Below are 26,180 nucleotides of genomic sequence, written 5' to 3' on the forward strand. Positions count from 1 at the left end.
CGACGGCGAGAGCGCAGGCGACGGCGAGGTGCTGTTCATCGTCGGCCCCGAGGGCGGGATCAGCCCCGCGGAGCTGGAGCGGTTCACGACGGCGGGGGCGCGCACCGCGCTGCTCGGCCCGCACGTCCTGAGGTCGTCCACGGCCGGGCCGGCGGCCCTGGCCGTCGCGGGGGACCGGCTTGGGCGCTGGCCCGCCGGGGCCCGCGAGCCAGAGGCGGACTAGCGGGGCGCAGCGTCGGCCCGGCCCCTCAGGGCCCGATGCGGAACGCCTTCGTGTCCCACGCGGTGCTCCCGGCGTTGGCGGGCGCCGCGGCGTCCGCCGCCGGCAGGATGCGCAGCTCGTAGTCGCCGTCCTCGAGGTTGACCACGAAGGTGAACTCCCCGCCCTTGCCCGGCTCCTGGCCGGAGGTGATGCCCCCGCTGAGGTACACGGACTTCGAGCCGGAGGCGTCTCGCTTCAGGACCTGCCACGCGAGGGGCGTGCCGGCGGGAACGGCGCGGCCGAACACCTTGAGCTGCCCGCCGAGCCGCGTGTCCTCCTGCGGGTCGATGATCCACCCCGGGGCCGCCATGGACGCGTCGCGCTGCATGAGCTGCCCGAGCTGGACGCGCTCGAAGGCCAGCTGCGCGGTCCGCCCGTCGACGAGCAGCATGACGGACGTGGGCTGCTCGGTGTCGACGAGGCCCGCGCTGGCCGCGGCCGCCGTCGCGGTGTACACGAGCTGCTGGACGGCCAGCTGGGCCGTGGGCTCGTCGACGTTGCTGTTGAACGCGTCCGAGGAGACGTCCACCGTGATGATGTTCTTGCCCGAGATCGACGCCGCGAGCTTGCGCGGCTGCTGCCAGGGAGTGAAGTAGTCCGGGTCCAGCGGCTTCTGCGTCATCATGAGCTTGAGCGCCGTCGTGACGGGGTTGTCCTCGCCGCCCGCCTCCCGGAACTCGCGGTAGAGGTAGATCCCGTCGCGGGAGCGGCCGAGCCAGTAGACCGGGCTCTTGGCGGAGGTCTGTGACGTCTCGAGCGGGACGGAGGCCTGGGTCGTGCGGTCGGCCGAGCCCGCGGGGGTCGCCCCGGCCGCGACGCTCGGCTCCGGCGCCCCGCCGGCCGTGCAGGCGGACAGCGCCATGCCCGCGGAGAACAGGACGCCGGCGAGCACGGCGGCGCGGGCGGCGCCGGCCCGGCGTCGCCACGGCACGCGCTCACGCGGCGCTGCACTCGGCATGGATCCTCCGCAGGTCAGCTGCGCGGTCCCGGCCGCCCGACGTGGGCGGAGACTCCCGGTGAGCCGACAGCACCATCCAGCTTGGCACAGTCCCGGTGGCCCGGACGGCGCCAAGGGGAACCGTGCCCCAAGTGATGCGGGATTGATACGTTCACGGTCCCGCGGAGGCATCCCGGCAGTACGATGTGTCCAGGCCCGCCCGGCCAGACCGGCCGGGGGCGACGGCCCCGACAAGGAGAGAGACCGCCTGTGACAGCGGAGTTCCCGCACACGACCCCCGCATCCCGTACCGAGGTGCTGCGCTTCGGCTCGAGCGAGGAGATGGTGAAGATCCTGGGCCCGCACGACGAGGCGCTGCGCTTCGTCGAGGAGCAGTTCCCCTCCGTGGAGATCCACGCCCGCGGCAACGAGCTCACCATCGTGGGGCCCCCGGCCGAGGCCCCGAACCTCCGCCGGCTCTTCGAGGAGATCGCCGCGATGGCGGAGGCCGGGACGCCCGTCACGCCCGCGTCCCTCGCCCAGCTCGTGTCGATGCTGCGGGCGCAGACGGTCGCGAGCCCCTCGGACGTCCTCACGCACAACATCCTCTCGAGCCGCGGCAGGACGATCCGGCCCAAGACGGCGAACCAGAAGGACTACGTTGACGCGATCGACGCCAACACGGTCATCTTCGGCATCGGCCCCGCAGGGACGGGCAAGACGTACCTCGCGATGGCCAAGGCCGTCCAGGCCCTCCAGCACAAGGAGGTGAGCCGCATCATCCTCACGCGCCCGGCCGTCGAGGCGGGGGAGCGGCTCGGCTTCCTGCCCGGCACGCTGAGCGACAAGATCGACCCCTACCTGCGCCCGCTCTACGATGCCCTGCACGACATGCTGGACCCGGAGTCGATCCCGCGGCTCATGGCCGCCGGCACCATCGAGGTCGCGCCGCTCGCGTACATGCGCGGTCGCACGCTCAACGACGCGTTCATCATCCTCGACGAGGCCCAGAACACGACCCCCGAGCAGATGAAGATGTTCCTCACCCGCCTCGGCTTCGGATCGAAGATGGTGGTCACGGGCGACGTCACGCAGGTCGACCTGCCGTCCGGGACCTCCTCCGGGCTGCGGATCGTCCAGGAGATCCTCGACGGCATCGAGGACGTGAGCTTCTCGGTCCTCGACGCCTCCGACGTCGTGCGGCACCGGCTCGTGAGCGACATCGTGGACGCCTACGGCCGCTGGGACACCCAGCAGCGGGCGCAGCAGGAGCGGCGCCGTGCCCGCGCGGCCGCACGCCAGGGCGGGCCGGCGGCCGCTGGCGGTGTGGCTGGCGGTTAGGCTGGATCCGTGAGCATCGAAGTCAACAACGAGTCCGGGGTCGAGGTCGACGCCGAAGCCATCGTCCGGCTGGCCCGGTTCGTGTTCGAGCGGCTCTGGCTGCACCCCCAGACCGAGCTGTCGATCCTGCTCGTCGACGAGGAGGCGATGGAACGCCTGCACCTCGAGCTCATGGACGAGCCCGGGCCCACCGACGTGCTCTCCGTCCCGATGGACGAGCTGACCCCCGGCGTCCCGGGCCGGCCCACGCCCCAGGGCATGCTCGGCGACATCGCCGTGTGCCCGCAGGTCGCCCGTGAGCAGGCCGCGCGCGGGGGCCACTCGGTCGACGACGAGATGCTCCTCCTCACGACCCACGGGATCCTGCACCTGCTCGGCTTCGACCACGCCGAGCCGGAGGATCGGGAGGAGATGTTCGGCCTCCAGCGCGAGCTGCTCACGGAGTTCCTCGGGCGCCCCGCGCCGAGCGAGACGGTGGCGTGACCACCGTCCTCCTGATCGGACTCGCGCTCGCCTTCGTCGCCCTCGCGGGGTTCCTCGCCGCCGCCGAGGCAGCGCTCGCCTTCCTCCCGCGGCACGACGCAGAGCTCCTCATCGAGGAGGGCCGCGCCCCGTCCCTCCGGCACCTGCTCGAGGACCCCGTGCCCCATCTGCAGGCCCTGCGCTTCTGGCGCATCTGGTTCGAGACCGCCGGGGCCGTCGCGGTCGCCGTGCTCGCGCACAGCTGGCTCGGCAACGTGTGGCTCGCAGGTCTCGCGGCGACGGCGGCCATGGCCGTCGTCGGGTTCCTGCTCGTGGGCGTCTCGCCGAGGCAGCTCGGGCGCCAGCACGCCCTGCCCGTCGCTTCCGCCGCCGCGCCGCTCGTGCGGACCCTGCGGCTCGTGCTCGGGCCCGTGCCGGCGTGGCTCGTCGCGCTGGGCAGCTCATCCACCGGGACCGACCCGCGCCACGAGGACTCGACCTACAGCGCGACCGAGCTCCGTGAGTTCGTCGAGCGCGCGAGCGACGCCGAGGACTTCGAGGAGGAGCAGGCCGAGCTGCTCCAGTCCGTGTTCGAGCTCGGCGAGACGCTCGTGCGCGCCGTCATGGTCCCGCGGACGGACATCGTCGCCGTCGAGTCCGGCGCGAGCCTCGCCCAGGCCATGTCGCTGTTCCTCCGGTCCGGCTGCTCCCGCGTTCCCGTGTTCCGTGAGAACCTCGACGATGTGGGCGGCGTGCTGTACCTCAAGGATGTGGCGGCGCGCCTGCACGAGGATCCCCACGCGGCCTCGGAGGAGGTCGACACCCTCGCGAGGGAGCCACGGTTCGTCCCGGAGTCCAAGCCGGTCGACGACCTGCTCAAGGAGCTCCAGCGCGAATCGATCCACTTGGCCATCGTCGTCGACGAGTACGGCGGTACCGCCGGGCTCGTGACGCTCGAGGACCTCATCGAGGAGCTCGTGGGGGAGATCGTCGACGAGTACGACGTCGACGCCGACGAGTCGGTGCCGCTCGGCGATGGCCGCTACCGGGTCGCGGCGCGGATGAGCCTCGACGACCTCGGCGAGCTGTTCGACACCGACATCGAGGACGACGAGGTCGAGACGGTCGGGGGGCTGCTCGCCAAGGGCCTCGGCCGCGTCCCCATCGTCGGCAGCACCGCGGAGGTCCACGGCATCCGCCTCACGGCCGAGCGGATCGAGGGCCGACGCAACCGGATCAGCCACGTCCTGGCGGAGCGCGCCGAACCGGCCGAGACAAGCACTGAAGCCACCGACGAAGCGGAGAACACCCATGGCTGACAGCCGAACACGCGACGGCGATGCCGCCGAGACCTACCGAGCAGGATTCGCCGTCCTCGTCGGGCGCCCGAACGCCGGCAAGTCCACTCTGACCAATGCCCTCGTCGGGCAGAAGGTCGCGATCACGTCCGCGAAGCCGCAGACGACGCGGCACACGATCCGCGGCATCGTCCACCGCGAGGACGGGCAGCTCATCCTCGTGGACACGCCGGGGCTGCACCGCCCCCGCACCCTCCTCGGGCAGCGCCTGAACGACCTCGTCGCCGAGACGCTCTCCGAGGTCGACGCGATCGGCTTCTGCCTGCCCGCGGACGAGCGCATCGGCCCGGGCGACCGGTTCATCGCGAATCAGCTCGCCGCCGTCGGCCGCAAGCCGATCGTCGCGATCGTGACGAAGGCCGACCTCGTCGACCGCGGCCGGCTCGCCGAGCAGCTCCTCGCCGTCGAGGCCCTCGGCCGCGAGGTCCTCGGCGGCGAGGGCTGGGCCGAGCTCGTCCCCGTGTCGGCGAAGGACGGCTACCAGGTGGCTATCGTGGAGAAGATCCTCATCGCGCACATGCCGCCGTCCCCGCCCCTCTACCCGGACGGGGAACTCACGGACGAGCCCGAGGCGGTCATGGTCGCCGAGCTCATCCGCGAGGCGGCGCTCGAGGGGGTTCGGGACGAGCTCCCGCACTCGCTCGCCGTCGTCGTCGAGGAGATCGTGCCCCGCGAGGGCCGCAGCGAGGACAACCCGCTGCTCGACGTCCGCGTGAACCTCTTCGTCGAGCGCCCCTCGCAGAAGGCGATCATCATCGGCCGGGGCGGGGAGCGCCTCCGCGAGGTCGGCACGGCGGCCCGGCGGGGGATCGAGGCCCTCCTCGGCACGCGGATCTACCTCGACCTGCACGTCAAGGTCGCCAAGGACTGGCAGCGGGACCCGAAGCAGCTGGGGCGCCTGGGCTTCTAGGCGCGCCGCCGAGCGTGTTCACAGCACGTTCCCAGACCGCCCCGCTACCATGGACTGACCCCAGAACCTCCAGGAAGGCCACTTCTTTGGCTCGACGTGCTGACGTCGCCGGCCCGGTGACCCGCGCCGGCGTCCACCACGCCAGCCCCGGCGAGATCCCTCCGCCGCGGCATCTGAGGCCGGCGCATCGACATCCGGCGCTCCGTGCAGCGGCCGTGGTGCTTGCCCTCGTCCTCGTCGCGCTCGTGGCCGCCGCCGGCTACTGGGTCGTCCGTCTCCAGACGAACCTGCGCCAGGCCCCCCTCTCGGCGGGCAGCGCGAGCGCCGACGCCTCGAGCGACGCGACGGACCGCCTGCAGCTGCTCATCGTGGGCACGGACACGCGCGACGGCGCCAACGGCGCCTACGGAACATCCGAGGACAGCGCGGGCAGCGGGAACGCGGACGTCATGATCCTCATGGACATCTCGGCGGACAACCAGCGCATCACGATGGCGAGCTTCCCCCGCGACCTCATGGCGCCCATTCCGGCGTGCACCGACCCGAAGAGCGGCACGCGGCACGCGGCCCTGGCGGTGGGCCAGCTCAACTCGTCCATGTCCCTCGCCGGGCCCGGCTGCACCGTCGACACGATCAACCACCTCACCGGGCTCTCCATCGACCACTTCCTCGTCGCGGACTTCAACGCCGTGAAGGAGCTCTCCAACACGATCGGCGGCGTCGACGTCTGCGTCAACGCGGCCATCGACGACCCGAGCTCCGGCCTCAGGCTCGCCGCCGGCACCAACAGCGTCCAGGGCGAGCAGGCCCTGGCGTTCCTGCGCAGCCGGCACGGCGTCGGCGACGGCAGCGACCTGTCCAGGATCAAGTCCCAGCAGGCCTTCCTCGCGTCCCTCGCGCGCAAGGTCCGGGGTGACGGCACGATCGGCAACGTGCCCAAGATGCTGGGCATCGCGGACACGATCACGAAGAACCTCACGGTGGACGAGGGGCTCGCGAACCCGCAGGCCCTCCTCACCATCGGGAACCGGCTCAAGGACATTGACCTTGCCAAGGTCGCCTTCGTGACCGTCCCGACGGAGGCCTACGTGGCCGACCCCGCCCGCGTCCAGCTCAAGGAGCCGGACGCCGAGGGCCTGTTCCAGGCGCTGCGCGAAGGCCGCGACCTCACCGCGCCGGCGACGCCCACGACCGCTGCGCCCGCGCCGTCGTCGTCCGACCCCTCCACCGGAAGCACCCCTCCTGCACCGCTGTATGAGAAGTCGGTGCAGCCCGTCGCAGTGGCGAACGGCTCGGGCCTGCCGGGGCGGGCACAGGAGCTCGTCCGCTACCTCGCCGCCGAGGGCTTCGCCCAGGCCTCCTCGTTCGCCGCCGCCCCCATCGCCTCGACGGCGGTCTACTACGGCCCGGGCTACGAGCAGGTCGCGGCGGACATCGCCGCCCGCTTCGGGCTTCCCCCCGCGCAGGTGCTCCCGTCCACGGCCGTCGCCGGCGTCCAGCTCTACATCGGGCAGGACTTCACGTCAGGCGACCGGTTCGAGGCGAGGGTGCCCGACGGCATCGTCGCGCAGACGGCCGCGGACGCGACCTGCCAGACGGCCTTCGGCTACTAGTCCTGCTGCCGCCGCCCGCCGGAAGCCGCCGGAAGGCGGCCGCCGTCGGGCGGCGGCACGTGGGCGTCACCAGATCGCGACGCGCTCCCCGGGCTCGAGCCACATGCCGTCCCCCGGGGCCACGCCGAATGCCTCGTGGAACGCATCGAGGTTCTTCACCACGGCGTTCGTGCGGAACTCGTTCGGCGAGTGCGGGTCGATCGAGAGGCGGCGCAGGGTCTCCTCGGGGCGGCAGACCTGCCGCCATACCGTGGCCCACGAGACGAAGAACCGCTGGGCGCCCGTGAGCCCGTCGATCACGGGGGGCTCCTGCCCGTCGAGGCTCAGCTGGTAGGCCTTGTAGGCGATGCCCAGGCCGCCGAGGTCCCCGATGTTCTCCCCGAGGGTCAGCCGCCCGTTCACGGCGTGGCCGGGCGTCTCGGCGGGGGAGAGGGCCTCGAACTGGCCCACGAGCTTGGCCGTGAGCGCCTCGAACGCCGCACGGTCCTCGTCGGTCCACCAGTTGCGGAGGGCGCCGTCGCCGTCGAACTGCGAGCCCTGGTCGTCGAAGCCGTGGCCGATCTCGTGGCCGATCACTGCCGCGATGCCGCCGTAGTTGACCGCCGGATCCGCGTCCGGGTGGAAGAACGGCTCCTGGAGGATGGCTGCGGGGAAGACGATCTCGTTCATGAGCGGGTGGTAGTACGCATTGACCGTCTGCGGCGTCATGAGCCACTTGACGTGGTCCACGGGCTTGCCGATCTCGTCGAGGAGCCGGTCCAGCTCGCCCTCGTGCGCGCGGCGGACGTTGCCGAGCAGGTCGCCGTCGCGGATCTCGACCGGGGAGAAGTCGATCCACTCGTCCGGGTAGCCGATCTTCGGCCGGAAGGCGGCGAGCTTGGCGAGCGCCCGTTCGCGCGTCTCGGCGCCCATCCACGGCAGGACCGAGATGCTCTGGCGGTACGCCTCGACGACGTTCTCGACGAGCGTGGCCATCTCGGCCCGGTGCTCCTCCGGGAAGTGCCGGGCCACGTAGAGGCGCCCCACGGCCATCCCGAGCCCGGACTCGACGGCGCCGACGCCGCGCTTCCACCGCTCCTTGTTCTCCGGCGTGCCGGACAGGACCGTCCCGTAGAAGGCGAAGTGCCGGTCCACGAAGGCCGACGACAGGAAGGGCGCGGCCGCGCCGATCACATGGCCGGTGAGCCACAGCTTCCAGGACCGCAGCGGGATCTCCTCGAGCAGCCCCGTGATCCCGGCCAGGTAGTCGGGATTGCCGACGACGAGCTCGGCCCGCGCGTCCGCGGCCACCCCCGCCGCCTCGGCCCAGAGGGGGAAGTGCCCGAACGCCTCGGTGGCCTGCGCCTCGGTGCGCAGGTTGTAGGTCTTCTGCGGGTCGCGCAGCGTCACCCGGTCCCAGTGCAGCCCCGCGATGCGCCGCTCGAGCGCGAGGACGTCCTCGGCGTCCTGCGCGGCGGAGTCCGAACCGAGCAGGGCGAAGACGTCGCGGAGGTAGTCGCGGTACTGGCCGACCGTCTCGGCGAACTTCTCGTCCCGGTAGTAGGACTCGTCCGGCAGGCCGAGCCCACCCTGGCTCAGGTACAGGACCACGCGCTCGGGGTCGCCGGCGTCGGGCGCGGCGTAGTAGCCGAACAGGCCGTCGGTCCCGCCGCGGCCGAGCCGCGCGGAGGCGGCGACGAGGCCGGCGGCGTCCTCGACGGAGTCGACCTCGTCCAGGAGCGGGGCGAGGGGTTCGGCGCCCAGGCGCTCGACGCTGTCGACGTCCATGAACGAGCGGTACAGGGCCCCGATCTTGGCCTCGTCCGAGCCCTCGGGGTGCTCGGCCCCGGCGAGCTCCTCGACGAGGGCCCGCACTGCCTCCTCCGAGCGGTCGCGCAGCTGGATGAAGGTTCCCACGAGCGCGCGGTCCGCGGGGATCTCGGTCGAGCGGAGCCACCCGCCGTTCACGTGCCGGTAGAGGTCGTCCTGCGGGCGGACGCCGTCGTCGAAGTAGTCGCGGTCGACGCCGGATGGCGCACTCGAGCTGGTCATGCTGCCTCCTGTGTGGGTTGGCTTCATCTTAGGCAGCTGCGTCCCGGGGCGAGCGGGCGGCTCGCGGCGGGGTGCTATGGTTGCCGTGTGCCGAACGCGCTGCTTCTTCTTAGCTGCCGTGGCGGGGCCCACTAGTCGCTGATCCAGCGCAGGCCGGATCCCCGCCGCGGAGTCTTCACGTGCCCCCGGCCGCCGTGGATCCCAGCGATGAAGAAAGGCCTACAGTAAAACCATGCGCAACGCTCAGAAGCCCTCGGGCATGCCGGTCCACCGCTACGTCCCCTTCCACGAGCAGATCACCGTCGAGCTGCCCGACCGGACGTGGCCCACGAAGCGGATCGAGAAGGCCCCCCGCTGGTGTGCCGTTGACCTCCGAGACGGCAATCAGGCGCTCATCGACCCGATGAGCCCGGCCCGCAAGATGAAGATGTTCAAGCTCCTGGTCGACATGGGCTACAAGGAGATCGAGGTCGGCTTCCCGTCCGCCTCGCAGACCGACTTCGACTTCGTCCGCCAGCTCATCGAGGGCGGCCACATCCCGGACGACGTCACGATCCAGGTCCTGACCCAAGCGCGCGAGCACCTCATCGAGCGCACCTACGAGGCGCTGGTCGGGGCCAAGCAGGCCATCGTCCACCTGTACAACTCGACCTCGGTCCTGCAGCGGCGCGTCGTGTTCAACCAGGACGAGGACGGCATCCTCGACATCGCGGTCCAGGGCGCCCTGCTGTGCAAGAAGTACGAGGAGACCCTCGTGGACACGCACGTCACCTACGAGTACTCGCCGGAGTCCTTCACGGGCACGGAGCTCGAGTACGCGGCGCGCGTGTGCAACCGGGTCGCCGAGATCTTCGAGGCGAGCGCGGACAGCCAGGTCATCATCAACCTGCCGGCGACCGTCGAGATGGCCACGCCGAACGTCTACGCCGACTCGATCGAGTGGATGAGCCGCCACCTGCACCCGCGCGAGGGCATCATCCTGTCCCTGCACCCGCACAACGACCGCGGGACCGGCGTCGCGGCCGCCGAGCTCGGCTACCTCGCGGGCGCCGACCGCATCGAGGGCTGCCTGTTCGGCAACGGCGAGCGCACGGGCAACGTCGACCTCGTGACGCTCGGCCTGAACCTGTTCGTCCAGGGCATCGACCCGATGATCGACTTCTCGGACATCGACGAGATCCGCCGCACGGTCGAGTACTGCAACCAGCTGCCCGTCGGCGAGCGCGTCCCCTATGGCGGCGACCTCGTGTTCACGGCGTTCTCCGGCTCGCACCAGGACGCGATCAAGAAGGGCTTCGATGCCCTCGAGCGGGACGCGGCGGCCGCCGGCAAGGACGTCCGCGATGTCACGTGGCAGGTGCCGTACCTGCCCATCGACCCGAAGGACCTCGGCCGCACGTACGAGGCCGTCATCCGGGTCAACTCGCAGTCGGGCAAGGGCGGCGTGGCCTACCTGCTCAAGAACGAGCACCACCTCGACCTGCCGCGGCGCGCCCAGATCGAGTTCTCGGGCGTCATCCAGCGGCGCACCGACACGGTCGGCGGCGAGGTCAGCGCGGCGGAGCTGTGGCAGATCTTCTCCGACGAGTACCTGCCGTCCTCGTCGGTCGACGGCGGCAAGCCATGGGGCAAGTACGCCCTCTCCTCGGTCAACACCGAGACCACCGAGGACGGGACGATGACCCTCCACGCGACCCTGCGGATCGACGGCGTGCAGGTGCGGCGCACGGGCACGGGCAACGGCCCGATCGCCGCGCTCCTGGACATCTTCACGGCCGAGGGCATCGACGTCCGCGTGCTCGACTACAGCGAGCACGCCCTGTCCGAGGGCGGCAACGCCCGAGCCGCGGCCTACGTCGAGTGCGCCGTGGGGGAGCGGGTCCTGTGGGGCATCGGCATCGACGCGAACACGTCGATGTCCTCGCTCAAGGCCGTCATCTCCGCGGTGAACCGCGCCCTGCGCGACGCGGCGGCCTAGGAGGCGGCCGCGCGCCCCGCTCCGCCGAAAGGGCGGAGGACGCCGTCGGGCGACCCGGGCGTGTGCGGGTCGCCCGACGCCGTCCGTGCTGCCGTGGGAGAATGGCGCCCATGGCCGAGACGACGTTCGCAGCACGGAGCTACCGTGACGACGGCGTCGTCCTGCGCACCCACCGGCTCGGCGAGGCGGACCGGATCGTGGTCTTCCTCACGCGCCGGCATGGCCAGGTCCGGGCCGTCGCCCGCGGCGTCCGGCGCACGAGCAGCCGCTTCGGGGCCAGGCTCGAGCCCTTCATGGTCGCCGACCTCCAGCTCGTGCACGGCCGCTCGCTCGAGGTGGTGAGCCAGGCGGTCGCCCGCGCAAGCTACGGCGCGTCCATCGTCTCCGACTACGCGCGCTACACGGTCGCGGCGGCAATGGCCGAGACGGCCGAGCGTCTCACGGCCTCGGACACCGACGCCGGGCCCGCCCAGTACCAGCTGCTCGTGGGGGCCCTCGCGGCCCTGAGCCGCGGCGCCCACGAACCGGGGCTCATCCTCGACTCGTACCTCCTGCGCGCCCTCGCGACCGCAGGCTGGGCGCCGAGCTTCACCGACTGCGCCCGCTGCGGCGGGGCGGGCCCGCACTCGGCGTTCAGCGCCGCGCTCGGCGGGATCGTCTGCCCCGGCTGCCGGCCCCCCGGCTCGCCCGCGCCGGCGGCCGAGACGGTGGCGCTCCTTGCGGCCCTGCTCTCGGGCGACTGGGCGGCCGCCGACCCCTCCGAGCCGGTGCACCGCCGGGAGGCCGCGGGCCTCGTGGCCGCGTACGCCCAGTGGCACCTCGAGCGGGCCGTCGGCTCCCTGCGGCTCGTCGAGCGGGAGCCCGCCGGACCCTGAGACCCGGCTCCGCGCCGTCGTGCTTCCCCCACACGGCCCAGCGCGTGGCCCTGACACCAACACCCCTGCCCCACACCCGGATGGTGACGACCCCGTGACATCGACCCCGCGACGCCCCCGCGCCGAGAGGCCAGCGCCCGTGCGCCCGTTCCCGCATCCATCGGGCGCGACCCCGCCTGACATCCCGCGCCAGTTCATCCCGCGGCACGTCGCGATCGTCATGGATGGCAACGGCCGGTGGGCGAACCAGCGCGGGCTGCCGCGCATCGAGGGGCACAAGGCGGGCGAGCCCGCCCTCCTGGACGTGATGGCCGGCGCGATCGAGCTCGGGATCGAGTACGTCTCGGTGTACGCGTTCTCGACCGAGAACTGGAAGCGCTCGCCCGAGGAGGTGCGCTTCCTCATGGGCTTCAACAAGGACGTGCTCCGGCGCCAGCGGGACACGCTCGACTCCTGGGGCGTGCGCATCCGCTGGGCGGGCCGGCGCCCGAAGCTGTGGGGCTCGGTGATCCGCGAACTCGAGGAGGCCGAGGCCGCGACCCGCGCCAACACGACGTGCCACCTGACGATGTGCGTCAACTACGGCGGGCGCGCAGAGATCGCCGACGCCGTCGCGGCCATCGCGCGCGACGTCGAGGCCGGGCGCCTCAGCGCGCGCAGCGTGGGCGAGAAGACCGTCCAGCGCTACCTCGACGAGCCGGACCTGCCCGACGTCGACCTGTTCCTGCGCAGCTCGGGCGAGCAGCGCCTGAGCAACTTCCTGCTGTGGCAGTCCGCCTACGCCGAGATGGTCTTCATGGACACGCTGTGGCCGGACGTCGACCGGCGCACGCTCTGGGAGGCCGTCGAGATCTACGCGCGCCGCGACCGCCGGTACGGCGGCGCCGTCGACAGGGCACCGGCGGGATAGCACCGGCGCTGTGGCCAGGTCCACCCGTCCGGGCTCACCCTGGCGAGGGCCCAGGCCGGGCCACCCGCGCGAGCCACGCCCCGAGCCGTGCGTAGGCCTCGCTCCGCACGGCCGGGGCGGAGAGCAGGACGTCGTGCAGGCCGCCCTCAACGATCGCCTCGTCGAGGTCCGCGCACAGCGCGGCGGCCGCCCGGCGCATCGGCGCGACGTTCAGCACCGCGTCCCGCGAGCGCATCTCCTCCCGCCACAGCAGGCCCGTGTCCGAGGCGCCCGAGGCCAGCAGCAGGGCCGGAAGGGCGATCCGCGGCCCCGAGCGGAGGGCACGCTGGGCCTCGAGCACGCCATGGAGCCAGCCCACGCGCACGGGGAAGGCGTTGCGCGGGCGCAGGTCGCTGCGCAGCTCCCACTCGCCGCCAGCCTCCTTCGCGATGGCCCGCCAGTAGTACCCCCGCGGCGGCAGGGGGAGCCGGGCCCGCGGCCAGCGGGCCGAGGCCGGCTGAAGGGCCGCCTCGAGGACACGGCCGGCGACGGGGCCGCCGTGGGGCACGAGCCATGGGCTGCTGAGCACGAGGCCCGAGAGCTCCCCGGGGCGGCGCTGCGCGAAGAGCGCAGCCGCGAGGCCGCCGGTCGAGTGGCCCATGAGCACGGGGGAGCCGCCGGACTCGTCCGCGGCGGCGCGGACGGCGGCATCGACGCTCTCGAGGTAGTGCTCTGCCGAGCCCACGTACCCCGGCACGGTCCCGTGGCCGATGCTGCGCCCATGCTCGGGCAGGTCGAGGGCGAAGAAGCGCAGGCCGAGCCCGTCGGCGAAGCGCGCGAGCTCGAGGTTGAAGAAGTAGTCGCTCCAGCCGTGGACGTAGACCAGCGCGCGTCCGGCATCGTCGCCCCCAGCTCCCTGAGGGCCGCGGTAGCGCACGAGGATCCCGAGTGGGCCGGATGGCCCGCGGCCGAGCGGAGCGGCCTCGACCCCGTCGCCCAGGAAGTCGGGCGACCACGCACGATCCACGGGACACCTCCTCGCGCCGTCCCTGCCCCGAGGGTACTCCGAGCCGCGCCAGCGCGCCCGAGCGCCTGCCCTCGGGCGCATTTGGGAACCGGCCCGCGGAGACGGGAGACTGGGACCATGCGCATCTACCCCCTCTTCTTCCGTGCCGCGTTCTCGTGGATGGACGCCGAGCGCGCCCACCGGATCGGCTTCGGCGCCATCCGCGCGGTGCACGCGTGCGGCCTGGGCAAGGCCCTCGCGCGCTTCACGGCGCCCTCCGGCGCCCTGCGCACCGAGGCCTTCGGCGTCTCGTTCCCGTCCCCGTTCGGGCTCGCGGCCGGCTTCGACAAGGAGGGCCGGGGGATCGAGGCCCTTGCCGAGCTCGGCTTCGGACACATCGAGGTCGGCACGATCACGGGGCAGGCGCAGCCGGGCAACCCGACGCCGCGCCTCTTCCGCCTCGTCGAGGACCGTGCCGTCATCAACCGGATGGGCTTCAACAACGACGGCGCCGAGGCCGTCGCCCCGCGCATCGCCATCGCCCGCGCGGCCCTCGAGGCCCGCTACGGCGCAGACCGGCCGGTCATCGGCGTCAACATCGGCAAGACGAAGGCGGTCGAGCTCGAACACGCCGTCGCGGACTACCGCGTGAGCGCACGGCTCCTGGCCCCCGTGGCGGACTACCTCGTGGTCAACGTGAGCTCGCCCAACACGCCGGGCCTGCGCCTCCTGCAGAGCGCCGAGTCGCTGCGCCCGCTGCTCGCCGCCGTGCGCGAGGAGTCCGGGGCCGCAGCGGGCCGCCACGTTCCGCTGCTCGTGAAGATCGCCCCGGATCTGAGCGACGAGGACGTCGACGACGTCGCGCGGCTCGCGCTCGAGCTGGGGCTCGAGGGCATCATCGCCACGAACACGACGATCGGCCGCGAGGGGCTCTCGGCCCCGGCCGCCAAGGTCGAGGCCGCGGGCGCGGGCGGGCTCTCGGGCGCGCCGCTCAAGGCCCGCTCGCTCGAGGTGCTGCGCCGGCTGCGCGCCGCGGTGGGGGATGGGCTCGCGCTCGTCTCGGTCGGCGGCGTCGAGACCCCCGCCGACGTGCGCGAGCGCCTCGACGCCGGCGCGACCCTCGTCCAGGGCTACACGGCCTTCCTCTACGAGGGCCCCTTCTGGGCCGCCCACATCAACGCGGGGCTCGCGGTCGACGCCGGGCTCGCGCGCATCCGCCGCTAGCGGCGCGGCCGGTCAGGGCCTGGCAGCACGACGGCGCGGCACCCGAGGCGGGTGCCGCGCCGTCGTGCGCGCCCTGTGGAGGGCGGTGGGATCAGGAGGGGTAGGCCCCGCGCTTGACCTGGGGCTTGGGCAGGCGGAGCGGGCGGAACTGGAGGGCGCGCATGCTCCCGTACCAGACGGTGCCGCGCTCGACGTCTCCGAACTTCGCCGCGAGGCGCTTCTTGAGCCGGCGCGAGAGCCAGAACGTGTCGGCGAAGACGAGCAGGAAGACGACCCAGAACGCGCTCAGGATGTAGACCTGCGAGACGCTGTCCGTCGGGACGACGAACGAGGCCACGACGAAGATGAGCGCGGCGAACATGAGGTACTCGCCCAGGTTGAAGCGCGCGTCGACGAAGTCCCTGGCGAACCGCTTCTGGGGGCCCCGGTCGCGCCACGGCATGTGCCGCTCGTCGCCGGTTTCGAGGGCGCGGCGCACGCGCGCCCGCTCATCGGCGGCAGCCTGCCGCTCGGCGGCCTTGGAGGCCTTCCGGTCGGTCGGGACGAGGGGCCTCCGGCGGGCCGCCTCCTGGTCCTTGCGCCGCGGGGTCGGCGCCCCCTTGCCCACGGCGGGGCCGGCGTTCTGTTCCTCGGGCTGCCCGGGGCTCTCGGCGGCGGGCTCGTTCTTGCGTCCAAACACCATCTCAGGATACCGGCGCGCGGGAGCGCGTGATTGATGGCCGCGCCGGGCTTGCGTAGTGTCAAGGCATGCCTTCACGCTCTGCCCCGCCTGCGGTGCCGGACGACGACGTCGCCGCCCTGCGCTCGTCCGTCGCCCGCCGCTTCGCCCAGACCGTCGAGGAGCTCTCCCGGCTCGTCGCCATCCCGGGCATCGCCTGGCCGGCGTTCCCGCCCGAACAGCTCGAGCGCAGCGCCGAGGCAGTCCAGGAGCTCGTCCGCGCCGCCGGGTTCGCCGACGCGGAGATCCTGCGCGCCACGCGGCCGGACGGGAGGCCCGGGGGGCCGGCCGTCGTCGCGCACCGTCCGCCGGCCCCGGGCCAGCCCACCGTCCTGCTCTACGCCCACCACGACGTCCAGCCCACGGGCGACGCGGAGCTGTGGGACACGGAGCCCTTCACCGCGACCGAGCGCGACGGCCGGCTGTACGGGCGCGGCGCCGCGGACGACAAGGCGGGCATCCTCGTCCACCTCGGCGCCTGCATCGCCCTCGCTGACGTGTACGGGAAGGCGCCGGGGGTCGGGGTCACGCTCTTCATCGAGGGGGAGGAGGAGGCTGGCTCGCCGAGCTTCCGCCGCTTCCTCGAGGCCCACCGCGACCGCCTCGCCGCGGACGTCATCATCGTGGCGGACTCCAGCAACTGGGCGGTCGGCACGCCGGCCGTGACCACGAGCCTGCGGGGCCTCGTGGATGGCACCTTCGAGGTGTCGGTCCTCGCCCACGCCGTCCATTCGGGCATCTTCAGCGGGCCGGTCCTCGATGCCCCGACCGTGCTCGCCCGGCTCATCGCGACGCTGCACGACGAGGAGGGGAACGTCGCCGTTGCAGGCCTCGTCGCCGGGGACGACCCCGACATCGAGTACCCCGAGGAGCAGTACCGCCGCGACGCAGCGGTGCTCGACGGCGTCGAGCTCGCCGGCAGCGGGAGCGTTTCCGCGCGCCTGTGGACGCGCCCAGCGCTGTCCATCATCGGCCTCGACGCCCCCGGCGTCGCCGTCGCGTCGAACTCCATCCAGCCGCGCGCGCGGGCCAAGTTCAGCCTGCGCCTCGCCCCGGGGCAGGATCCCGACGCGGCGCTCGAGTCCGTGCGGAAGCACCTCGAGGCGCACATCCCGTTCGGAGCGCACCTGCGCTTCGAGCCGGGGGAGCGGGGCAGCGCCTACCTCGCCGACACCGAGTCGCCCGCCGCGACGCGCCTGATGTGGGCACTCGAGGCCGCCTGGGGGACGAGCCCGGTCCGCATGGGCATGGGCGGGTCCATCCCCTTCATCGCGGACCTGACCGAGGTGTTCCCCGACGCCGACGTGCTCATCACGGGCGTCGAGGATCCGGACTCGCGCGCCCACAGCGCCAACGAGTCGCTCCACCTCGGCGAGTTCGGGCGCTGCATCCTCGCCGAGGCACTCCTCCTCGCGGCGCTCCGACGCCCCCCGGGTGCCGCCGACGCCCTGTGAGTGTTGCCACAGGGGGTTAGCACCGAGTCAGGGGTGGGTCGTAGCATGGATGGAAGGCCCAGACGGCCGTCGGCGTCCCCGAGGCGTCGGCCATGGAGAGAAGGTAGAGAATGAGCACTGCAACCAACGAGTCCGCAGAAGCCCTGGGGTCCCACGAGGTGACGCTCACCGAGGTGGCCGCGGGCAAGGTCCGCAGCCTCCTGGAGCAGGAGGGCCGCATGGACCTGCGCCTGCGCGTCTCGGTCCAGCCGGGTGGCTGCTCCGGCCTCATCTACCAGCTGTACTTCGACGAGCGGATCCTCGACGGCGATGCAGTGCGCGACTTCGACGGCGTCGAGGTCATCGTCGACAAGATGAGCGTGCCGTACCTCGCGGGCGCGACCATCGACTTCGAGGACACCATCTCGAAGCAGGGCTTCACGATCGACAACCCCAACGCGCAGGGCTCGTGCGCGTGCGGCGACTCCTTCCACTGAGCCGCCCCGCACCCCCTCGGCCGTGCCCCCAGGAGCCCAGACGGGCCCGCCGGGGGCACGGCCGACGCGTGCCGGGGACATGTGGGCGATTCGCCGGGGATAGCTGTAAGCTCTACACCGAGTAGTAAAACTATGTCTTCCCGACACTCTGCGCGACAGTCCTGCCGTGCCGGGCGCCGGAGGAAAGCACCAAGAGGAAGGGCCGTCTGTGAGGTCGCAGAACCGAACCAGCAGCCAGCGCACTCGCATCATGACGGTCGCGGCTGTTGCCGCTGCCGGTGCGCTCGCACTGTCTGGATGTTCACCGGAGGTACAGCGAGGCTGGCTGCCGACTGAGAGGGACACGACCAGCAATACGGGCATCCTGACGGACCTCTGGGTCAACTCCTGGATCGCGGCCATGATCGTCGGCGTGATCACGTGGGGCCTCATGCTGTGGTGCGTCGTCGCGTACCGCCGTCGCAAGGGTGCGAAGGGCTTCCCGCGTCAGATCAGCTACAACCTGCCGCTCGAGATCTTCTACACGGCGATCCCGCTGTTCCTCGTCGTCGTGTTCTTCTACTTCACGGACCGCGACCAGCGCGCCGTCGACAACCCGAACGCGAACCCGGACGTGACGATCAACGTCGTCGGCAAGCAGTGGTCCTGGGACTTCAACTACGTCCAGGGCGGCATTGTCCGCGAGGACGTCCATGAGGGCGGCGTCCAGGCACACCTCACGGGCAAGGCGTACGACCTCGAGCAGCTGCCGACGCTCTACCTCCCGGTGAACAAGAGCGTCACGGTCGAACTCACGTCGCGCGACGTCATCCACTCCTTCTGGGTTCCGGCCTTCCTGCAGAAGCGGGACATGATCCCGGGCAAGCCCAACTACATGTACTTCACGCCGCAGAAGGAGGGCGTCTACGAGGGCAAGTGCGCCGAGCTCTGCGGCGAGTACCACTCCGAGATGCTCTTCCGCGTCAAGGTCGTCTCGGAGGCCGAGTTCCAGACCCACCTCGCTGGCCTCGACAAGGGCCTGCTGGACGAGAAGTACGACCGCAACCCGAACCTGAACGAGAAGTAAGGGACCATGGCTACCTATACACAGTCGCCTTCGGCCGGCGCTCTGAGCGCGCCGGTGGTGCCGAAGTCCAAGGGGCGCATCGTCGTCAACTGGATCACGTCCACGGACCACAAGACCATCGGGTACATGTACCTGATCGCCTCGTTCGTCTTCTTCTGCCTCGGTGGCGTCATGGCCCTGCTGATCCGTGCCGAGCTCTTCGAGCCCGGCATGCAGATCCTGCAGACCAAGGAGCAGTACAACCAGCTGTTCACGATGCACGGCACGGTCATGCTGCTCATGTTCGCGACGCCGCTCTTCGCGGGCTTCACGAACGTGATCATGCCCCTGCAGATCGGCGCACCCGACGTCGCCTTCCCGCGACTCAACGCGCTGGCGTTCTGGTTCTTCCTCTTCGGCTCGACGATTGCCACGGCCGGCTTCATCACCCCGCAGGGTGCAGCCTCCTTCGGCTGGTTCGCCTACGCGCCGCTGTCCAACACGACGTTCACGCCCGGCGTGGGCGGTGACCTCTGGGTCTTCGGCCTCGGCCTCTCCGGCTTCGGCACGATCCTCGGCGGCGTCAACTTCATCACGACGATCATCTGCATGCGCGCCCCCGGCATGACGATGTGGCGCATGCCGATCTTCACCTGGAACGCCCTCATCACGTCGATCCTCGTGCTCATGGCCTTCCCGCCGCTCGCCGCGGCCCTCTTCGGCCTCGGCGCCGACCGCCGCTTCGGTGCACACGTCTTCGACCCGGAGAACGGCGGAGCCGTCCTGTGGCAGCACCTCTTCTGGTTCTTCGGCCACCCAGAGGTGTACATCATCGCGCTGCCGTTCTTCGGCATCGTCTCGGAGATCTTCCCGGTGTTCAGCCGCAAGCCGATCTTCGGCTACAAGGGCCTCGTCTTCGCGACCATCGCGATCGCCGCCCTGTCCGTGACGGTGTGGGCCCACCACATGTACGTGACCGGCGCCGTCCTCCTGCCGTTCTTCGCCTTCATGACCATGCTCATCGCGGTCCCCACCGGAGTGAAGTTCTTCAACTGGATCGGCACGATGTGGCGCGGCTCGCTGACCTTCGAGACGCCCATGCTCTGGAGCATCGGCTTCCTCATCACGTTCCTCTTCGGCGGCCTCACCGGCATCATCCTGTCCTCGCCGCCGCTGGACTTCCACGTCTCGGACTCGTACTTCGTCGTGGCGCACTTCCACTACGTCGTCTTCGGCACGGTCGTCTTCGCGATGTTCGCGGGCTTCTACTTCTGGTGGCCGAAATGGACCGGCCGGATGCTCAACGAGCGCCTCGGCAAGATCCACTTCTGGCTCCTCCTGCTCGGCTTCCACGGCACCTTCCTCATCCAGCACTGGCTCGGCGTCATGGGCATGCCGCGCCGTTACGCGGACTACCTCATCGAGGACCAGTTCACGTGGATGAACCAGTTCTCCACGGTCGCCTCGTTCGTGCTCGGTGCCTCGCTCATCCCGTTCTTCTGGAACGTGTACATCACGGCCCGCAAGGGCAAGAAGGTGACGGTTGACGACCCGTGGGGCTTCGGCGCCTCGCTCGAGTGGGCCACCTCCTGCCCGCCGCCGCGGCACAACTTCACGTCGCTCCCGCGCATCCGCTCGGAGCGCCCGGCGCTCGACCTGCACCACCCTGAGCTGTCCATGGCCGGTGCGATCCAGCACGCCGGGACCGCCGCTGCCGTGACCGCACCCCGGAAGGACGCGACCAAGTGAAAATCGAGACCTGGCTCTTTGGCACGGGCATCTTCTTCTTCATTCCGGTGGCCGTCGTCTACGGCTTCATGACGAACTGGAGCGAGTGGGTCGGCATCCTCGGGATGCTGCTCGTGGGCGGCCTGGCCGGCATGATCGGCAGCTACCTCGGCGTGACCGCCAAGCGCGTCGGCATGCGCCCCGAGGACCGCGAGGACGCCGAGATCCACGAGGGCGCCGGCGAGCAGGGGCACTTCAGCCCCTGGAGCTGGTGGCCGCTCGTCCTCGGCCTCGCCTGTGCGACCGGCTTCCTCGGCCTGGCCGTAGGCTGGTGGATCCTCTTCATCGGCGCGGGCATCGCCCTCGTCGCCCTCGTCGGATGGGTCTTCGAGTACAGTCGCGGGGACCACGCCCACTGAGGCATCGCCCCTCCGGGGCACTCTGGGGCCGGGGCCGGCATCCTCACGGATGCCGGCCCCGGCCCTTTTCTGCGTGGGCGTGGGGAGGCACGTGGGTGTGTCACGATGGATGCGGAACCATGACCGTCCCACGCGGACCGGCTGCCCGCCGGCCGCCCATCGGCAAGGAGAGCCGTGGAGAACGCGGAGGCCATCGACGGGGAGCTCGACCGCTCCTCGAAGACAGCCATGTACATCCAGCTGAGGGAGATCCTCCGCTCGCACATCACCACGAAGCTGGCCCCGGGGGCGCCCCTTCCGTCCGAGCGCGACCTCTCGCTGCGCTTCGGCGTGGCCAGGATGACGGTGCGGCAGGCCATCGACGCCCTCGTCGCCGAGGGCGTCCTCGACCGCATCGTGGGCCTCGGCACGTTCGTGAGCCGGCCGAAGCTCGACCTCCAGATGAAGCTCACCTCCTACAGCGAGGAGATGCAGCGGCGAGGGATGGTGCCCGACGCCCGGGTCCTGAGCTTCGAGCAGATCGGCGCCTCGGCGTACCTGGCGCGGGAGCTCCAGATCGACGAGGGGACGCCCGTCGTGAGGTTCCGGCGTCTGCTGCTCGCCGACAAGGAGCCCATGAGCGTCGACGAGAACTACATCGTGGCGCACCGCGTTCCGGGCATCCTCGACGGCCCACCGCCCACGTCCCTCTACCAGGTGCTCAGCGAGACCTACGGGCTCGTCATGGAGTGGGGCGAGGACACGATCGAGGCAACCGCGGCCTCGCCCTCGACCGCGCGCCTGCTCAACGTCGAGATGGGCTCACCCCTGCTCAAGATCCAGCGGCACGCCTATGTCTCGAAGTCGATCGTCGACTACTCGGTCTCCTACTACCGCGCCGACCGCTACAAGCTCTGGGTGCCCCTCCAGCGGCCCGGAATCCGGGCTCCGCGCAACTATTCCACCAAGCGCTTCCCGGGCTGAGGACGGCGCGCACGCGGCCGCTCACGCCACAACAAACAGGAGGGCCCCGCAGCGTCAGCTGCGGGGCCCTCCTGCAGGAACCAAGCTCCGGGCGTCAGTGGCCCAGGCTCTTGGCGGTCTCCTCCTCGTGTGCGGCGATGGCCTCGTGGCCGTGCTCATGCGCGGCCTCGAGCTCAGCGACTGTCACCGGTGCGACGCGGTCCTCGAAGAACCACCGCGAGAGCTTCGCGCGGCGACGCTCCTTGCGGTCCACGATGCCCCTGGCGTTCGGCTGGGCCGGGAGGACGGCCGGCGACTCGAACGAGACGAGCCGGTAGCGCTTGTACTCGTCGAGCGGCGCGTGCACTTCGATGAACTCGCCGTGCGGCAGGCGGACGATGCGGCCCGTCTCGCGACCGTGCAGGGCGATCTCGCGGTCCTTGCGCTGGAGGCCGAGGGCCACGCGCTTGGTCACGACGAACGCGATGATCGGGCCGAGGAAGAACAGCGTCCGCAGCCAGTAGGTCACGTCGTTGAGAGAGACGTGGAAGTGCGTCGCGATGAGGTCCGACGCGGCCGCAGCCCACATCACGCAGTAGAACGTGAAGCCGGCCATGCCGATGGCGGTGCGGGTCGGGGCGTTGCGCGGACGGTCGAGCACGTGGTGCTCGCGGTCGTCCTTCGTGATCCAGCGCTCGATCCACGGGTACGTGAACAGCACCGTGAAGACGATGCCCGCCGGCACGAGGGCCGGGAGGAGGACGTTGAGCGTGAGCGTCTGGCCGAAGATCACGAACTCGAAGTGCTGGCGGTAGCCGTCCACCGAGCCGAGCACACCGGGCATGAGGCGCAGCGCGCCGTCGACCCAGCCGATGTACCAGTCAGGCTGGGTGCCTGCGGACACGGGGGAGGGGTCGTACGGGCCGTAGTTCCAGATCGGGTTGATCGTGAAGGCCGCGGCCATGAGCGCGACGACGCCGAAGACGATGAAGAAGAAGCCGCCGGCCTTGGCCGCGTAGACCGGGCCGAGGGGGTAGCCCACGACATTGCCGTCGTTGCGGCCCGGGCCGGGGTACTGCGTGTGCTTGTGGAGGACCACGAAGAACAGGTGCAGGACCAGCAGCAGGAGGATCAGCGCCGGGACGAGCAGGATGTGCAGCACGTACAGGCGGCCGATGATCGCGGTGCCCGGGAACTCGCCGCCGAAGAGGAAGAAGGAGATCCACGTGCCGACCAGCGGGATTGACTTGATCACGCCGTCGATGATGCGCAGGCCGTTGCCAGAGAGCAGGTCGTCCGGGAGGGAGTAGCCGGTGAAGCCCGCGGCCATCGCGAGGATGAGCAGGAAGCCACCGATGACCCAGTTGATCTCACGCGGCTTGCGGAACGCGCCGGTGAAGAACACGCGGAGCATGTGCACGCCGAGGGAGACCACGAAGAGCAGGGCAGCCCAGTGGTGCACCTGGCGCATGAACAGGCCGCCGCGGACCTCGAAGGAGATGTCCAGCGAGGACTGGTAGGCGACGGACATCTCCATGCCGCGCAGCGGCACGTAAGCGCCCTCGTAGTGCGTCTCCGCCATCGACGGGTTGAAGAAGAAGGTGAGGAACGTGCCCGACAGCAGCAGGATCACGAAGCTGTAGAGCGCGACCTCGCCGAACATGAAGGACCAGTGGTCCGGGAAGATCTTGCGGCCGAACTCGCGCAGGAGCGGGGACGCGCCTGTGCGCTGGTCGACGAAATCGGCGATGCGTCCGACCTTGGTCGGCGGCTGGTAGGAGGAGGCGGTAGCGCCGCTCACGAGTACTCACGCTCCCAGTAGCTAGGTCCAACAGGTTCGTGGAAGTCCGAGGAGGCGACGAGGTAGCCCTCGGCGTCGACCTCGATGGGGAGCTGCGGCAGCGGCCGGCTCGCCGGCCCGAAGATGACCGCGCACTCGTTCGTCAGGTCGAAGGTCGACTGGTGGCACGGGCACAGCAGGTGGTGCGTCTGCTGCTCGTAGAGCGCCACGGGGCAGCCGACGTGGGTGCAGATCTTCGAGTAGGCGACGATGCCGTTGTAGCTCCAGTTCTCACGCCCGGCGCTGATGTTGAGGTCAGCCGGGTTGAGGCGCATGAGAAGGACGACGGCCTTGGCCTTCTCGTTGAGCTTGCCCTCGTGGAGCTCGTTGAGCCCCTCGGGGATCACGTGGAACGCCGAGCCGATCGTGACCTCGGACGCCTTGATGGGCGTGCCGTCGGGGTCGCGGGTGAGGCGGACCTTCTGGCCCGTGGCCTCGTCCGGCGCCCACATCGTGTGGCGCAGCTTCTGGTCGGGGCGCGGGCCCAGATCGCCGAACACCGCGACGGCCGGGAACACGGAGAGCACCGTGGCGCCGATCAGCGTGTTGCGGATGAGGGGACGGCGCTTGACGCCGGTCTCCTCGAGGATGTCGTCGACGATCTTGACCGCGGCCTCGCGGTCCTCGTCCGTGCGGATCCCGTGGCGCGCCTCGGAGACCTCGTGGTCCGGCATGAGGGCCTTGGCCCAGTGCACGATGCCCGTCCCGATGCCGAGCATGGCGAAGGCGGTTCCGAGGCCGAGCAGGAGGTTCTGCAGGCGGATCGTGGCAATGTCGGAATCGTGCCCGAGGTCGATGGCGAAGTACGCGACGAGGAACACGACAGTGCCGATCACCGAGATGATGAACAGCGCCGTGACCTGGCGCTCAGCGCGCTTCGCAGCCCTGGGGTCGAGGTCGGCCAGACGGGGGCGATGCGGTGGGAGACCCGGATCCGCGAACGCCTGCTCAGTCTGACCAGCCGTAGCTACGGCGCCCCCGTGCTGGGGAGCTCCGTCACTATGGTTGCCCATATTTCCCCTCATCCTTCCTGGCCCCGGTGCAACCGGGACGGTATTCAAATCCTTGCCGCCGCTGGGGCGGCCCAATAGTGCTGGGCTGCAGTGTCAGGAGCTGCGCGAAGTCAGCCAGATCGTGAAGCCGATGATGACGCCGAGGCCGCCGACCCACGCGAACAGGCCCTCGGAGACCGGGCCGAGCGCGCCGAGGTCAGCGCCGCCGGGCGAGCCCTGCGTCTCGATGGTCTTGAGGAACGTGATGATGTCGCGCTTGCCCTCGGGGGAGATGTTGGCATCGCTGAACACGGGCATGTTCTGCGGCCCCGTGGCCATGGCCTCGTAGATGTGCTTCTCCGTGACGCCGGCGAGCGACGGCGCGAACTTGCCGCGCGTGAGAGCACCGCCGGCGGCGGCCGCGTTGTGGCACATGGCGCAGTTCACGCGGAACAGCTCGCCACCATGCGTCGCGTCACCCTTGCCGTCGAGCATGGCCTCGTCCGGGAGCGCGGGGCCCGCGCCGAGGGAGGCGACGTAGGCCGAGAGCTGCTTGGTCTGCTCCTCGTTGAACTGGGCCGGCTTCTTGTAGGCCTGCGGGCCCTGCATCTGCATGGGCATGCGGCCCGTGCCGACCTGGAAGTCAACGGCGGCTGCGCCGACGCCGATGAGCGAGGGGCCGGAGTCCGAGCCTGCGCCGCCCATGCCGTGGCAGGTCGCGCAGTTCGCCACGAAGAGCTTCTCGCCCTCGCTGATGTCGCTCGCCGTGTAGGTCGTGTCCGCCTTCGCCTGGTTGGCCGAGCTGGCCATTGCGTAGAGTCCGCCGGTCAGCAGCAGGCCCATGACCAGCAGCGCCAAGACTGCCAGCGGGTGACGCCGCTTCTGCGAGAGTGCCTTCACTAAATCGTTCCTATCCGTTTCCTGCCGCGGCCAAGGGGCGCGGCCCAAGATCTGCTGCGGTGCTGCGGTCCTACTTCAGGACGTAGATGACCAGGAAGAGGCCGATCCACACGACGTCGACAAAGTGCCAGTAGTACGACGTGACGATGGCCGAGGTTGCTTCGAAGTGGCCGAAGCGCTTGGCCGCGTACCCACGGCCGATGATGAAGAGGAAGGCGACGAGGCCGCCGATGACGTGCAGGCCGTGGAAGCCGGTCGTCATGTAGAAGGCGGACCCGTAGGCGTTCGTCGAGAGCGAGACGTGCTCGCTGACGAGCATCGCGTACTCGGTGGCCTGGCCGGCGACGAAGAAGGCGCCCATGAGGAACGTGAGCAGGAACCACTCGATCATGCCCCACCGCAGGAAATCGAACGCTCCGCCACCACGGCGGGGCTGGAGGCGCTCGGCGGCGAAGACCCCCATCTGGCACGTGAAGGAGCTCGCCACAAGGACGATCGTGTTCACGAGGGCGAAGGGGAAGTTGAGCTTTGCCGTCTCCTCGGCCCACATCTCGCCGGAAGCGGCGCGCAGGGAGAAGTACATGGCAAAGAGCCCGGCGAAGAACATCAGCTCGCTGGACAGCCACACCACGGTCCCGACCGAGACCATGTTGGGGCGATTCAGCGTGGGATGTGCCGGGGCTGTCGGGGCATGGGTCGCTGTCGTCACAAGGACATTATGTCTGCAAACGCCGGGTTCGCCCAACGCGAACCGCCCCCTGACGGAACTTTTTCTACAAA

24 protein-coding genes are annotated in these 26,180 nt (G+C 70.7%); 16 read left to right on the top strand and 8 right to left on the bottom strand.

The annotated features are described in order from the left end of the window. Nucleotides 1-223, top strand: a 223-nt coding sequence (locus BV907_RS19220) for a 16S rRNA (uracil(1498)-N(3))-methyltransferase (protein ID WP_245827724.1), incomplete at its 5' end; no start/stop codon positions are given. Between the two features lie 25 nt (nucleotides 224-248). Here the strand turns inward: BV907_RS19220 and BV907_RS01740 are convergent. Then, a complete protein-coding gene (locus tag BV907_RS01740; protein WP_077487907.1) occupies nucleotides 249-1,220 on the bottom strand; it encodes a GerMN domain-containing protein in 972 nt (323 codons plus the stop codon). 183 nt (nucleotides 1,221-1,403) lie between these two features. Here BV907_RS01740 and BV907_RS01745 point away from each other — a divergent pair, with 183 nt between their 5' ends. From BV907_RS01745 to BV907_RS01765, 5 genes are all read left to right on the top strand, one after another. Beyond that, complete coding sequence (locus tag BV907_RS01745; protein WP_077487908.1) at nucleotides 1,404-2,540, top strand: PhoH family protein; 1,137 nt, start codon at nucleotides 1,404-1,406, stop codon at nucleotides 2,538-2,540. Between the two features lie 9 nt (nucleotides 2,541-2,549). Continuing rightward, nucleotides 2,550-3,023: an rRNA maturation RNase YbeY gene (gene ybeY, locus BV907_RS01750; RefSeq protein ID WP_077487909.1), complete on the top strand. Its 474-nt coding sequence runs from the start codon at nucleotides 2,550-2,552 to the stop codon at nucleotides 3,021-3,023. Further along, nucleotides 3,020-4,321 carry a hemolysin family protein gene (locus BV907_RS01755; RefSeq protein ID WP_077487910.1) on the top strand — a complete coding sequence of 434 codons (1,302 nt, stop codon included), beginning with the start codon at nucleotides 3,020-3,022 and terminating at the stop codon, nucleotides 4,319-4,321. Before ybeY ends, BV907_RS01755 begins: the two co-directional genes overlap by 4 nt. Next, nucleotides 4,314-5,270 (top strand): GTPase Era, encoded by a 957-nt coding sequence (era, locus tag BV907_RS01760; RefSeq protein ID WP_077487911.1) that lies wholly within the window; start codon nucleotides 4,314-4,316, stop codon nucleotides 5,268-5,270. The genes BV907_RS01755 and era overlap by 8 nt, the downstream gene beginning before the upstream one ends. A 215-nt stretch (nucleotides 5,271-5,485) precedes the next feature. After that, a complete protein-coding gene (locus BV907_RS01765; protein ID WP_245827725.1) occupies nucleotides 5,486-6,883 on the top strand; it encodes an LCP family protein in 1,398 nt (465 codons plus the stop codon). Between the two features lie 66 nt (nucleotides 6,884-6,949). On the opposite strand, the gene BV907_RS01770 is transcribed toward BV907_RS01765, so the two are convergent. Beyond that, nucleotides 6,950-8,914, bottom strand: a complete 1,965-nt coding sequence (locus BV907_RS01770; protein ID WP_077487913.1) for a M13 family metallopeptidase — start codon at nucleotides 8,912-8,914, stop codon at nucleotides 6,950-6,952. Between the two features lie 232 nt (nucleotides 8,915-9,146). Here BV907_RS01770 and leuA point away from each other — a divergent pair, with 232 nt between their 5' ends. From leuA to BV907_RS01785, 3 genes are all read left to right on the top strand, one after another. Beyond that, nucleotides 9,147-10,892 (top strand): 2-isopropylmalate synthase, encoded by a 1,746-nt coding sequence (leuA, locus tag BV907_RS01775; protein WP_077487914.1) that lies wholly within the window; start codon nucleotides 9,147-9,149, stop codon nucleotides 10,890-10,892. A gap of 110 nt (nucleotides 10,893-11,002) precedes the next feature. After that, nucleotides 11,003-11,767 (top strand): DNA repair protein RecO, encoded by a 765-nt coding sequence (gene recO / locus BV907_RS01780; RefSeq protein ID WP_077487915.1) that lies wholly within the window; start codon nucleotides 11,003-11,005, stop codon nucleotides 11,765-11,767. Nucleotides 11,768-11,906: 139 nt separating this feature from the next. After that, nucleotides 11,907-12,677 carry an isoprenyl transferase gene (locus BV907_RS01785; RefSeq protein WP_245827726.1) on the top strand — a complete coding sequence of 257 codons (771 nt, stop codon included), beginning with the start codon at nucleotides 11,907-11,909 and terminating at the stop codon, nucleotides 12,675-12,677. 34 nt (nucleotides 12,678-12,711) lie between these two features. Here BV907_RS01785 and BV907_RS01790 read toward each other — a convergent pair whose 3' ends face one another. Continuing rightward, on the bottom strand, nucleotides 12,712-13,683 hold the full coding sequence (locus tag BV907_RS01790; protein WP_077487917.1) for an alpha/beta fold hydrolase: 972 nt from the start codon (nucleotides 13,681-13,683) through the stop codon (nucleotides 12,712-12,714). A gap of 117 nt (nucleotides 13,684-13,800) precedes the next feature. Here BV907_RS01790 and BV907_RS01795 point away from each other — a divergent pair, with 117 nt between their 5' ends. Further along, complete coding sequence (locus BV907_RS01795) at nucleotides 13,801-14,886, top strand: quinone-dependent dihydroorotate dehydrogenase (RefSeq protein WP_077487918.1); 1,086 nt, start codon at nucleotides 13,801-13,803, stop codon at nucleotides 14,884-14,886. Between the two features lie 91 nt (nucleotides 14,887-14,977). Here BV907_RS01795 and BV907_RS01800 read toward each other — a convergent pair whose 3' ends face one another. Continuing rightward, nucleotides 14,978-15,565, bottom strand: a complete 588-nt coding sequence (locus BV907_RS01800; RefSeq protein WP_077487981.1) for a DUF3043 domain-containing protein — start codon at nucleotides 15,563-15,565, stop codon at nucleotides 14,978-14,980. Between the two features lie 68 nt (nucleotides 15,566-15,633). Here BV907_RS01800 and BV907_RS01805 point away from each other — a divergent pair, with 68 nt between their 5' ends. The 6 genes from BV907_RS01805 to BV907_RS01830 all read left to right on the top strand — a co-directional run bounded on the left by BV907_RS01805 (nucleotide 15,634) and on the right by BV907_RS01830 (nucleotide 21,689). Then, nucleotides 15,634-17,058, top strand: a complete 1,425-nt coding sequence (locus tag BV907_RS01805; protein ID WP_077487919.1) for a dipeptidase — start codon at nucleotides 15,634-15,636, stop codon at nucleotides 17,056-17,058. A gap of 110 nt (nucleotides 17,059-17,168) precedes the next feature. Beyond that, complete coding sequence (locus BV907_RS01810) at nucleotides 17,169-17,534, top strand: HesB/IscA family protein (RefSeq protein ID WP_077487920.1); 366 nt, start codon at nucleotides 17,169-17,171, stop codon at nucleotides 17,532-17,534. A 208-nt stretch (nucleotides 17,535-17,742) separates the two neighbouring features. Further along, nucleotides 17,743-18,600 carry an aa3-type cytochrome oxidase subunit II gene (gene ctaC / locus BV907_RS01815; RefSeq protein ID WP_077487921.1) on the top strand — a complete coding sequence of 286 codons (858 nt, stop codon included), beginning with the start codon at nucleotides 17,743-17,745 and terminating at the stop codon, nucleotides 18,598-18,600. Nucleotides 18,601-18,606: 6 nt separating this feature from the next. Further along, nucleotides 18,607-20,328 (top strand): aa3-type cytochrome oxidase subunit I, encoded by a 1,722-nt coding sequence (gene ctaD, locus BV907_RS01820; RefSeq protein ID WP_077487922.1) that lies wholly within the window; start codon nucleotides 18,607-18,609, stop codon nucleotides 20,326-20,328. Next, a complete protein-coding gene (locus tag BV907_RS01825; RefSeq protein ID WP_077487923.1) occupies nucleotides 20,325-20,726 on the top strand; it encodes a cytochrome c oxidase subunit 4 in 402 nt (133 codons plus the stop codon). The genes ctaD and BV907_RS01825 overlap by 4 nt, the downstream gene beginning before the upstream one ends. 228 nt (nucleotides 20,727-20,954) lie before the next feature. Then, a complete protein-coding gene (locus BV907_RS01830) occupies nucleotides 20,955-21,689 on the top strand; it encodes a GntR family transcriptional regulator (protein ID WP_077487982.1) in 735 nt (244 codons plus the stop codon). Between the two features lie 94 nt (nucleotides 21,690-21,783). Here BV907_RS01830 and qcrB read toward each other — a convergent pair whose 3' ends face one another. From qcrB to ctaE, 4 genes are all read right to left on the bottom strand, one after another. Further along, complete coding sequence (gene qcrB, locus BV907_RS01835) at nucleotides 21,784-23,469, bottom strand: cytochrome bc1 complex cytochrome b subunit (RefSeq protein WP_077487924.1); 1,686 nt, start codon at nucleotides 23,467-23,469, stop codon at nucleotides 21,784-21,786. After that, nucleotides 23,466-24,521 (bottom strand): cytochrome bc1 complex Rieske iron-sulfur subunit, encoded by a 1,056-nt coding sequence (qcrA, locus tag BV907_RS01840; RefSeq protein WP_077487925.1) that lies wholly within the window; start codon nucleotides 24,519-24,521, stop codon nucleotides 23,466-23,468. The genes qcrB and qcrA overlap by 4 nt, the downstream gene beginning before the upstream one ends. Nucleotides 24,522-24,614: 93 nt before the next feature. Then, nucleotides 24,615-25,400, bottom strand: coding sequence for a cytochrome bc1 complex diheme cytochrome c subunit (qcrC, locus tag BV907_RS01845; protein WP_077487926.1), 786 nt, complete (start codon nucleotides 25,398-25,400; stop codon nucleotides 24,615-24,617). 70 nt (nucleotides 25,401-25,470) lie between these two features. Then, a complete protein-coding gene (ctaE, locus tag BV907_RS01850) occupies nucleotides 25,471-26,109 on the bottom strand; it encodes an aa3-type cytochrome oxidase subunit III (protein ID WP_175637323.1) in 639 nt (212 codons plus the stop codon). Between the last annotated feature and the right edge of the window lie 71 nt (nucleotides 26,110-26,180).

The organism is Sinomonas mesophila (assembly GCF_001999765.1).
GTDB classification, from domain to species: Bacteria; Actinomycetota; Actinomycetes; order Actinomycetales; family Micrococcaceae; genus Sinomonas; species Sinomonas mesophila.

What these genes read in the sequence shown, in the direction of transcription:
- leuA (WP_077487914.1), top strand. Translation starts at nt 9,147, where the DNA reads ATGCGCAACGCTCAGAAGCCCTCGGGCATGCCGGTCCACCGCTACGTC.
- recO (WP_077487915.1), top strand. Translation starts at nt 11,003, where the DNA reads ATGGCCGAGACGACGTTCGCAGCACGGAGCTACCGTGACGACGGCGTC.
- era (WP_077487911.1), top strand. Translation starts at nt 4,314, where the DNA reads ATGGCTGACAGCCGAACACGCGACGGCGATGCCGCCGAGACCTACCGA.
- BV907_RS01770 (WP_077487913.1), bottom strand. Translation starts at nt 8,914, where the DNA reads ATGACCAGCTCGAGTGCGCCATCCGGCGTCGACCGCGACTACTTCGAC.
- BV907_RS01805 (WP_077487919.1), top strand. Translation starts at nt 15,634, where the DNA reads ATGCCTTCACGCTCTGCCCCGCCTGCGGTGCCGGACGACGACGTCGCC.
- BV907_RS01810 (WP_077487920.1), top strand. Translation starts at nt 17,169, where the DNA reads ATGAGCACTGCAACCAACGAGTCCGCAGAAGCCCTGGGGTCCCACGAG.
- ctaD (WP_077487922.1), top strand. Translation starts at nt 18,607, where the DNA reads ATGGCTACCTATACACAGTCGCCTTCGGCCGGCGCTCTGAGCGCGCCG.
- qcrA (WP_077487925.1), bottom strand. Translation starts at nt 24,521, where the DNA reads ATGGGCAACCATAGTGACGGAGCTCCCCAGCACGGGGGCGCCGTAGCT.
- BV907_RS01795 (WP_077487918.1), top strand. Translation starts at nt 13,801, where the DNA reads ATGCGCATCTACCCCCTCTTCTTCCGTGCCGCGTTCTCGTGGATGGAC.
- BV907_RS01745 (WP_077487908.1), top strand. Translation starts at nt 1,404, where the DNA reads ATGTGTCCAGGCCCGCCCGGCCAGACCGGCCGGGGGCGACGGCCCCGA.
- BV907_RS01830 (WP_077487982.1), top strand. Translation starts at nt 20,955, where the DNA reads ATGTACATCCAGCTGAGGGAGATCCTCCGCTCGCACATCACCACGAAG.
- BV907_RS01740 (WP_077487907.1), bottom strand. Translation starts at nt 1,220, where the DNA reads ATGCCGAGTGCAGCGCCGCGTGAGCGCGTGCCGTGGCGACGCCGGGCC.